Origin of the sequence: Paracoccus laeviglucosivorans (assembly GCF_900182695.1) — a bacterium.
GTDB lineage: Bacteria > Pseudomonadota > Alphaproteobacteria > Rhodobacterales > Rhodobacteraceae > Paracoccus > Paracoccus laeviglucosivorans.
This window is the reverse complement of sequence record NZ_FXTK01000062.1, coordinates 1-3,034: the sequence shown is the minus strand read 5'-3', so window position 1 is coordinate 3,034 and position 3,034 is coordinate 1. Positions and strand designations below refer to the sequence as shown.

At 64.0% G+C, this 3,034-nt stretch carries 3 protein-coding genes; all 3 read right to left on the bottom strand.

From position 1 onward, the window contains the following. Nucleotides 1-961 (bottom strand): iminosuccinate reductase BhcD (gene bhcD, locus FN835_RS20950; protein ID WP_142665167.1); only part of this gene is annotated, 961 nt, incomplete at its 3' end. After that, nucleotides 961-2,124, bottom strand: coding sequence for a 3-hydroxy-D-aspartate aldolase BhcC (gene bhcC / locus FN835_RS20945; protein ID WP_142665166.1), 1,164 nt, complete (start codon nucleotides 2,122-2,124; stop codon nucleotides 961-963). The genes bhcC and bhcD, both read right to left, overlap by 1 nt. An 11-nt stretch (nucleotides 2,125-2,135) precedes the next feature. Beyond that, a partial coding sequence (gene bhcB, locus FN835_RS20940; RefSeq protein WP_142665165.1) for a beta-hydroxyaspartate dehydratase BhcB occupies nucleotides 2,136-3,034 on the bottom strand: 899 nt, incomplete at its 5' end.

Below are 3,034 nucleotides of genomic sequence, written 5' to 3'. Positions count from 1 at the left end.
AGACCTCCACTTCCAGCGCGACGCCTTTTTCCTTGGCGATCTGTGTGACTTTTGCGGCGACGGCGAGGTCTTGCAGGCCGACGCCGGTGCCGTCGAAGATGGTCAGTTCGGCGCCGTCGCGGCCCGGATCGGTGCCGTTGACGACCGCGCCAAGGCGGGTGATCTGGTCTTCGCGGACCAGCCCTTGCGCAATGGCGTGCTGGAATTCACCGATGCTGACGGATTGCGCCACCTCGTCGGTGTAAAGCTTTGCGCGGGCGACCAGCGCGGGGTCCAGTTCCTGCTTGCCCTTGGTGTCCGTGCCCATGGCGGCGATATGGGTTTCCCCGGTCACATGCGCGTTCATCAGCAAGGGCGAGAACGCCGAGGTGATTGAGATGATGACATCTGCCTGCGCGCCCAGTTCGGGCAGCTCGACCGCCTCGAAGGGCAGGCCCAGTTCGGCGGCGGTGTCGGCCAGACGGGTCAGCATTTCGGGGTGGGGGTTCCAGCCGATGACCTTTTCAAAGGCATGGACGCGGGCTGCGGCGCGCATCTGGAAGGCCGATTGGTGGCCCGCACCGATCATGCCCAGCACCTTGGCACCCTTAGGGGCAAGGTATTTGATCGACACCGCCGAAGCCGCCGCCGTGCGGAGCGCGGTCAGCAGGTTGCCCCCCACCGCTGCCGCGACCCGGCCAGTATCGGCGTCGAACAGAAACACCGTGGACTGGTGATTGATCAGGTTGCGCTTGCCGTTATTGGGCCAATAGCCCCCGGCCTTCAGCCCCAGCGTCAGCCCGGCAGCATCGAAGCCGCCCTTGAAGCCGTAAAGCGCGTCCTCATGCCCGATGGCTTCGCGCACCACCGGAAAGTTATGGGCCTGTCCGGCATCCATGGCGGCAAATACCGCCTCGATGGCGTCAAAGGCCGCTTCGGGGGTCATCAGACCCCCGATCTCGCGTTCGGGAACGATCAGCATCAATAGCCCTTTCCGCGTGCGGAAACCGGCCAGACGGCCTCGACCTTGCCGTTTCGCACGCCGACATACCAGTCATGGACGTTGCAGGTCGGGTCGCAATGGCCGGGGACAAGGCGCAGCTTGTCATTGACCTTCAACACGCCCTTGGGATCGGCGATGACACCGTGTTCGTCGCTGCATTTGATGTATTCCACATCGTCGCGGCCATAGACAAAGGGCAGGCCGCTATCGACCGATTGCGCCTTCAGGCCCGCGTCGCAGATCGCCTTGTCGGCCTTGGCGTGGCTCATGACGCTGGTCAGGATGAACAGCGCGTTTTCCCATTCGCCCGCGTCGATGCGCTTGCCGTCCGCGTCCTTGATGCGGCCGTAATCGGCATCCATGAAGGCGTAGCTGCCGCATTGCAATTCGTTGTAAACGCCGGAATTGCTTTCAAAGTAATAGGACCCCGTGCCCCCGCCCGAGACGAGTTCCGGCGAAAGCCCCGCTTCTTCCAGCGCGGCCACGGCGTCACGCACCTGCGCGATGGCGGCGTCCAGCTTGGCCTTGCGGTCGGCAAAGCTGTCCATGTGCTGCATCGCGCCCTGATAGGCCTGGATGCCGGTGAATTTCAGTCCCGGTGCGGCATCGACCGCCTTGGCAATCGCCACCACGGCATCCGAGGTCGTGACACCGCACCGCCCCGCACCGCAGTCGATCTCGATAAAGATCTCCAGCGTGGTGCCATGCTTTTGCGCCGCCGCCGACAGGTCGGCCACGTTCGCCAGATCGTCGACACAGACGATGATGCGCGATCCCAGCTTGGGCAGCCGCGCCAGCCGTTCGATCTTGGCCGGGTCGCGAACCTGATTGCTGACCAGAATGTCCTTGATGCCGCCACGGGCAAAGACCTCGGCCTCGCTAACCTTCTGGCAGCAGACCCCGACCGCGCCGCCCAGGGATTCCTGCAGCTTTTGCACATCGACGGATTTGTGCATCTTGCCATGGCTGCGGTGGCGCATGCCGTGGGCCGATGCGTAATCGCCCATCTTCTTGATGTTGCGTTCCAGCGCGTCCAGATCCAGCACAAGGCAGGGGGTCTGGATGTCGGCCTCATTCATGCCGGGCAGTGCGGGGATGTCGTAGCCGACCTCGTAACCCGCGAAATCAGTTTTGGCGTTCATGGCAAAGCTCCTCAGTTCCACGGCAGGCGGTCAAGATCGACATTGCCGCCGGTGATGATGATGCCGACGCGCTTGCCGGCGAAGGTTTCGGGATTGGCAAGGATGGTGGCCAGCGGCACGGCGCTGGATGGCTCCATCACGATCTTCATGCGCTTCCAGATCAGCTTCATCGCGTCCACGATCTGATCCTCGGTCGCGGTCAGGATGTCGGTGACATGGTTCTGGACAAAGTGCCAGGTCAGGTCCTTCAGCGGCACTTTCAGCCCGTCGGCCACGGTTTCGGGCGCGTCGTCGGCGATGATGTGACCGGCGCGAAAGCTGCGCGCGGCATCGTCGGCATTCAGCGGTTCCGCGGCATAGATCCTGACCTTGGGCGCCAGGTTCGACAGCGTCAGGCAGGTGCCCGAGACCATGCCGCCGCCGCCGATGGGGGCAATGACGGCATCCAGCCCCGCGACCTGTTCGATCAGCTCGGCGCTGCAGGTGGCCTGACCCGCGATCACGCGCGGATCGTTATAGGGGTGGACGAATTCGGCCCCGGTTTCGGCGACGACCTTGGCAAAGACTGCCTCGCGCGAGCTGGTCGAGGGTTCGCATTCCACCACCCGCCCGCCATAGCCGCGCACGGCATCCTTCTTGGCCTGAGGTGCGGTATGGGGCATGACGACGGTGCAAGGGATGCCGCGACGGCCCGCAGCATAGGACAGGCAGGTGCCGTGATTGCCGCTGGAATGCGTGGCGACCCCTTTGGCCGCCTGATCGTCGCGCAGCCCAAAGACCGCGTTGCTGGCCCCGCGCGCCTTGAACGCGCCGGCCTTTTGCAGGTTCTCGCATTTGAAGAACAGTTCGGCCCCGGTCAGATCGTTCAGGAATTGCGAGGTCAGAACCGGCGTCCGATGCACATGCGGCG